Below are 6,764 nucleotides of genomic sequence, written 5' to 3' on the forward strand. Positions count from 1 at the left end.
TCATCTTCGTCCACCGGGGTATGACTCATGGAGCAATCTGACCGCCACATTGTGGCAATTGTGGGTGCAGGACCGGCGGGGTTGTTTGCCGCTCGAGAACTGGCAAGTCAGGGAGTGCAGGTTGTGCTGTTCAACCGGGATATCAAGCCCGGGGGGCTGGCAGAATACGGCATATACCCGGATAAGATCAAAATGAAGACCGGATTGCGCGCCCAATTCCGGCAAATTTTAGAGATGCCCAATGTGGAATATTACGGCAACGTGCTGATTGGCCGGCAGGGGGATTTAAGTCTGGAGGACTTGCAAGGAATGGGATTTCAGGCCATTCTGGTGGCTGCTGGCGCACAGGGGACGAAGTGGCTGGGGCTGCCCGGTGAACATTTACGGGGGGTTTATCACGCCAAGGATGTGGTTTACCATTACAACAAATTGCCGCCATTCAGCCAGCAGGAGCTGGAAATTGGCAAACGGGTGGCAATTATCGGGGTGGGCAATGTGATGATGGACATTGCCCGCTATTTGATTTCGGTGCGAAAGGTGGATGAGGTGGTGGCGTTTGCCCGCCGCGGCCCGGCAGAGATCAAGTTTGACCGAAAAGAATTGGAGGCAGTGGTCGCAAACCTGGATCTGGCGGTATTCGACCGCGAGATTGACCGCGTAGCCAAAGAGATGCGTGCTTTGGGGCAGCATCCTGAAGTTGCCAAAGAGTTCATTCACGCGGCTGCTGCCCGCGGGGTGTGGATGCAGAGTCACACCCTCTTCTGGATCCGCTTCCTTTCCTCGCCGCGCCGCATTCTGGATGACGGCAAAGGACGAGTGGGTGGGCTGGAGATCGAGGATACCCACCTGGTGCTGGAGGATGGAGAGGTCAAAGCGCGCGGGCTGGGGCAATTCCACATTTTCGATGTGGATACGGTCATCTTTGCGATTGGCGACCGGGTGGATGAAAATTTGGGATTGCCGGTGCACAATTTTGCCTTTGATAAAAATCCCAATCCGCGCTTTCCCATCGAGGGCGAGTCCTACGAAGCCTATGACAGTGAAAAGAACGAGCCCATCGAGGGCGTTTTTGTGGCGGGCTGGTCGCGGAAAGCCTCCAGCGGGTTGGTGGGTGTGGCGCGCAAAGACGGTGTGAACGGGGCGCGGGCGGTTTTCCAGTATTTAGCCAATTTGCCGCCTGCCCGGCCGGATGTTTTATCCAAAGTACAGGAAGCGCTGACCAGCCTGCCGCACCCGGTCGTGACGCGGGAGGCGCTCAAATTGCTGGAAGCCGCCGAACAGGCAAAAATGCATGAACTGGGGGCGGAGGATTTCAAATTTGCCTCCAATCAAGAGATGCTGGAAGTAATGGGTTTGCTTAAGGCGGTATCCTGAGTGGAGGTCGCCGTGAAATGGGTTGTAACGGGCGGGTGTGAAAATCAATCAGCGTATTCTCCCCGTCCGTTTTATTTTGCCAAAGGAGGAAAAGCAGAATGACCTTAAGTGAGGAAACTCGTCTGGAAATGTACTGGATGATGCTGCTCGCCCGCCGGTTGGATGAACGCGCCTGGGTGCTGCACCGCCAGGGAAAAATTGCCTTTCATATCTCAGGTATCGGGCAGGAGGCGGCCCAGGTTGGGGCTGCCTTTGCCCTGCGGCGCGGCTATGACTGGGTAGCCCCGTATTACCGCGATCTGGCGTTGCTGTTGTGCCTGGGTTACGAACCGCGCGAATTCATGATGAGCCTGATGGGCAAGCGCGAAGAACCCAGTTCCGGCGGACGGCAGATGCCCAGCCATTGGAGTTTGAAGCGGGCCAACGTCGTCAGCCACTCGGCGGTGGTCGCCACGCAATGTTCTCACGCCACGGGAATCGGTCTGGCAATCAAAATGCGCCGGGAAGATAAAGTGGTTCTGGCCAGTCTGGGCGAAGGTTCAACTTCACAAGGTGAATGGTATGAAGCCGTCAACTGGGCGGCGGTGCATCAACTACCGGTCGTCTTTCTGGTGGAAAACAACCAGTATGCCATCTCGGTGCCGGTGGAAAAGCAAATGGCGGTACCCAGCGCGGCTGACCGCGCCTGCGGGCTGGGTTTGCGCGGCGTGGCTGTGGATGGAACCGATGGGTTTGCCGTTCATCAGGCTTTTGTGGAAGCGGTTGAACTGGCGCGCAGCGGCAAAGGCCCTACCCTGATCGAAGCCAAAATGTACCGCATCACCCCGCATTCTTCCGATGACGATGACCGCACCTACCGTTCGCGGGAAGAAGTTGAGGAACATAAAAAACGCGATCCGCTGCTGGTCAACCGGCGTATTCTGGAAAAAGAAGGCCTGTTGAACGCTGCCCGGCTGGAGGAGATGGAAAGCCGCGCCAAAAAGATTGTGGATGAAGCGGTGCAATACGCCGAGCAGGCGCCCTACCCCGCTGCAGAAGAGGCGGCCTACCCGGTGTATGCCGAGGAGGTGCGCCATGCCTGAAATTACTCTTGTGGAAGCCATTCGACAGGCGATGGATGAGGAAATGGCGCGCGATGAACGCGTCTTCATCGTTGGTGAGGATGTTGGCAAGCGCGGCGGGGTCTTTCGCGCCACGGTTGGCCTGTTTGAAAAATATGGCGAGGAACGGGTGATCGACTCGCCGCTGGCAGAGCTTTCCATTGTCGGCGTTGGGATTGGGGCAGCCCTGTATGGTATGCGCCCGATTTGCGAGATTCAATTTGCCGATTTCATTTACCCGGCTTTCAATCAAATCGTCAGCGAAGCGGCCAAAATGTGCTACCGTTCGAACGGCGAATGGACGGTGCCGATGGTCATCCGCGCGCCATATGGCGGCGGCATTGGCGGCGGGCTGTATCATTCTCAAAGTGTAGAAGCCTTCTTTGCGCATGTGCCGGGTTTGAAGGTGGTGATACCTTCCAATCCCTACGATGCCAAAGGATTGCTCAAATCGGCGGTGCGCGATCCGAACCCGGTCATCTTTCTGGAACCCAAGAAGGGTTACCGTCTGATTCGCGGCGAGGTGCCGGATGGAGAGGAAATTCTGGTGTCCATCGGCCCGGCCAGGGTCAGCCGGCAGGGCAGTGACCTGAGCCTGTTTGCCTACGGCATGATGCACTACTACGCCTTACAGGCCGCCCAAAAAGCCGCCGAGGAAGGCATTGATGTGGAGGTGGTTGACCTGCGTACCCTTTACCCGGTTGACCGCCAGGCGATTCTGGCATCGGTGCGCAAAACCGGCAAGGCGTTAATTGTGCATGAGGATAATCTCACCGGCGGTTACGGAGCCGAAATTGCGGCGACCATTGCCGAAGCCGCCTTTAGCGATCTGGATGCGCCGGTGCGCCGCCTGTGCGGCCCGGATGTACCGGCGGTGCCTTTCAGCCACCCGATGCAGGAGTGGTTCATGCCAAATCCGCAGAAAATTCTGCAGGCCATCCGCGAACTGGCGGCTTTTTAGGTGTGTAAGGAGGAGCCATGGCTACCAAAGTGATCATGCCTCAGCTGGGTGAGTCGGTTGTCGAAGGGACTGTCACCCGCTGGTTGAAGGAAGAAGGCGAAACAGTCGAGGAATTTGAATCGCTGCTGGAAGTGAATACCGATAAGGTCGATTCGGAGATTCCCAGCCCGGCGGCGGGTACTTTACTGAAGATTGTGGTGCCGGAGGGCGAAACGGTCAAAGCCGGTACGGTGATTGCCTGGATTGGCGAACCGGGAGAAAGCATCCCGGATGAAGGAGGAGCCGGCCGCCTGCCCGCCGCAGAAAAGCCGGGAGAGACTCAACCTGTGCCGTCTGTGGCCGTGCCCGCACCAGGCCGCGACCAGGACCTGGGATTCATCTCGCCGGTGGTGGCGCGCCTGGCGCAGGAATATCAGGTTGACCTGAGTCAGATCAAAGGCACGGGGCAGGGCGGGCGCATCACCAAAAAGGATGTGCTGGCTTACCTTGAACAGCGCGAAAAACAGCCCGAATCGGAACAGCCGGCCATCTGGGAGACGCCGGGGGAGGGAGATTTATTCCGTCCAACCGAATTGATGTTCCCGGCCGGTCAACCGGCTGTGGAAGCCAAACCACCAGCCGCGCCGCAGCCACCGGTTGGAACATCAACCGGCAGCCGCCTGATTCCGCATACCAAAATCCGCAAGAACATTGCCGAACATATGGTGTTCAGCAAACGCACGGCGGCCCACGTGACCACCGTCATGGAAGCCGACCTGAAGCAGGTGGTGGCGCACCGTGAGGCGAACAAGGCCGTGTTCGCCCGCGACGGGGTCAACCTGACCTATACGGCCTACTTTGCAGCCGCGACAATTGCCGCCCTCAAAGCCTACCCGCAGGTCAATTCCTCATGGAGTGAGGAAGGTTTGCTGCTGCATTCCGAGATCAATCTGGGTATTGCGGTTTCGCTCGGAGAAGAGGGTCTGATCGTACCGGTCATCCGCCGCGCAGACGGGCTTTCGCTGTTGGGTTTGGCGCGGGCGATCAATGACCTTGCCAGCCGGGCGCGGGCGCATCGCCTGCTGCCGGATGAGGTCAAAGGCGGCACTTTTTCGATCACCAATCACGGCATCAGCGGTTCGCTGTTCGCCACACCCATCATCAACCAGCCGCAATGCGGAATTTTAGGGGTGGGTGCCATTCAAAAACGGGCAGTAGTGGTGGAAGGGGATGCCATTGCCGTGCGTCCGATGGTGTATCTTTCCTTTACCTTTGATCATCGAATCTTAGACGGCGCTTTGGCAGACGGTTTTCTGGCCAAAGTGGTTGAAACCCTGCAAAACTGGAGCGGATGATCCGGGCTGGCAAATGTGCGATTTATGCTACACCCAACCCCGAATTTTCGCACAAGCGGGTAGAATTGAGTCAAGGTCAAAACGGGGCTGAACAGGACAGCCCCAACCAAAATCTGGAATGTCGAGGATGGAACGATGAGTGACTATGATGTAATCGTAATTGGTGCCGGGCCGGGCGGGTATGTGGCAGCCATCCGCGCTGCCCAGTTGGGCATGAAAACCGCCGTGGTTGAAAAAGAATTTTTGGGCGGGGTGTGTCTGAATGTCGGCTGTATTCCTTCCAAATCGCTACTGCGCAATGCCGAGCTGGCGCACATTCTCCGCGAGCGTACGGCTGAATTCGGCTTTTCCTTTGATAATCTCCAACTGGACTATGCGGTGGCGGTGGATCGCAGTCGTAAAGTTTCCAAGCGGCTGGTGCAGGGCGTTGGCTTTTTGATGAAAAAGAACAAGATTGATGTTCACATGGGAGTAGCCCGCCTTACGGCGCGCGACACGGTGCAGGTTACCGATGCCGAAGGTAAAACCCAGTCCTTCACCGCAAAGAATATCATTGTTGCGAGTGGTGCCCATGCTGCCATGATTCCCGGCGTTCAGCCGGACGGCGAAAAGGTGCTGACCTACTGGGAAGCCATTTTGCAGACCCGCCGGCCGGAATCGGTGGTCATCATTGGCGCGGGTGCAATTGGGGTGGAGTTTGCCACCATCTGGAATTCCTACGGCACGCAGGTAACGCTGGTGGAAATGCTGCCGCGCATTGTGCCGCTGGAGGATGAAGAAATCAGCGCTGAACTGGCTAAATCCTTCCAGAAACGCGGTATTCAGATGCTGACCAGCCACAAGGTGCAGTCCGTAGAAACAACCGATCAAGGCGTGCGCGTCAAGGTTTCGGATGGCGGCAGCGAGAAGGTGCTGGAAGCCGAACAGGCTCTGGTGGCGATTGGTTTCAAGCCGAATACGCAGGATTTGGGTCTGGAAGCGGTTGGAGTGGCATTGAACGAGCGCGGCTTCATCAAAATTGATGAACGCATGGCAACCAATGTGCCGGGGATTTGGGCAATCGGCGATGTGACCGGTCAACTGCTGCTGGCGCATGTCGCTTCGGCGATGGGCATTGTGGCAGCCGAAAACATTGCCGGTGTTCCAACCGTCAAACTGGATTACCGCATGATGCCGCGTGCCACTTACTGTCAGCCGCAGGTGGCCTCGTTTGGGCTGACCGAAGCGCAGGCCAGAGAAGAGGGTTACGAGGTCAAAATCGGGCGATTCCCCTTCCAGCCCAACGGCAAAGCGCTGGGCTTGGGGGATTACACCGGTTTTGTCAAGATTGTAACGGATGCGAAGTACGGCGAAATCCTTGGTGCGCACATGATTGGGCCGGAGGTGACGGAGTTACTGCCCGAATTGACCCTTGCGCAGAGCATGGAACTGACTATTGAGGAAATCGCCCGTAATGTGCATGCCCATCCTACCTTGAGCGAAGTGATCATGGAAGCAGCCCACGCCGCTACGGGGCATGCCATTCACATTTAATTGGCGGGGAGGATCTTCCCGACTGGACTGTATCAACAGAAAAAAATCACACACGGGTCAAATAAGAACCGCAAGTTCGGGATAAATCCTTTTTGCATCCGATTTCAGAATTTTGCCCCCTCCTGCGCCTCCCCCAATATCGCAGAAGCGATATTGGGGGAGGTGGAAGGGGGTCTATTTTGCTGCTCACTGCGGTTTGTTCTGATCCCGAGCCCACGTTAAAAAAGGGAGGGATTGAACAGGGTTATCCGCTCTTGTTACTGAGTGCCTTGCAGGCGCGGGTCGAGCGCATCGCGCAGGCCGTCACCGAGGAAGGTGAAGGCCAGCACCACCAGCGAAACGCAGATCGCCGGCGGCAAAATCAGCCACGGTTGAGCGTTGATGGCAACCTGCCCGTCCAGCATCAGCGCGCCCCACGAAGTGATGAAAACATCATTCGGGTTGGTGGAAGGCGTCAAGCCC

5 protein-coding genes and 1 pseudogene are annotated in these 6,764 nt (G+C 57.1%); 5 read left to right on the forward strand and 1 reads right to left on the reverse strand.

The features are described from left to right. Window positions 1-27 precede the first annotated feature (27 nt). The 5 genes from ACWIZX_RS09980 to lpdA all read left to right on the forward strand — a co-directional run bounded on the left by ACWIZX_RS09980 (window position 28) and on the right by lpdA (window position 6,302). Entirely contained in the window at window positions 28-1,374 is a 1,347-nt protein-coding gene (locus ACWIZX_RS09980) for an FAD-dependent oxidoreductase (RefSeq protein WP_448335653.1), read from the forward strand. Between the two features lie 98 nt (window positions 1,375-1,472). Continuing rightward, complete coding sequence (locus ACWIZX_RS09985) at window positions 1,473-2,456, forward strand: thiamine pyrophosphate-dependent dehydrogenase E1 component subunit alpha (RefSeq protein ID WP_322793708.1); 984 nt, start codon at window positions 1,473-1,475, stop codon at window positions 2,454-2,456. After that, window positions 2,449-3,435 carry an alpha-ketoacid dehydrogenase subunit beta gene (locus ACWIZX_RS09990; protein WP_322793709.1) on the forward strand — a complete coding sequence of 329 codons (987 nt, stop codon included), beginning with the start codon at window positions 2,449-2,451 and terminating at the stop codon, window positions 3,433-3,435. The genes ACWIZX_RS09985 and ACWIZX_RS09990 overlap by 8 nt, the downstream gene beginning before the upstream one ends. A 17-nt stretch (window positions 3,436-3,452) precedes the next feature. Then, complete coding sequence (locus tag ACWIZX_RS09995; protein ID WP_448335654.1) at window positions 3,453-4,769, forward strand: dihydrolipoamide acetyltransferase family protein; 1,317 nt, start codon at window positions 3,453-3,455, stop codon at window positions 4,767-4,769. Between the two features lie 135 nt (window positions 4,770-4,904). After that, window positions 4,905-6,302, forward strand: a complete 1,398-nt coding sequence (gene lpdA, locus ACWIZX_RS10000) for a dihydrolipoyl dehydrogenase (protein ID WP_448335655.1) — start codon at window positions 4,905-4,907, stop codon at window positions 6,300-6,302. Between the two features lie 257 nt (window positions 6,303-6,559). On the opposite strand, the pseudogene ACWIZX_RS10005 reads toward lpdA, so the two are convergent. Continuing rightward, window positions 6,560-6,764, reverse strand: a pseudogene (locus tag ACWIZX_RS10005) (ABC transporter permease); the annotation flags it as partial.

The organism is Bellilinea sp. (genome assembly GCF_053501535.1).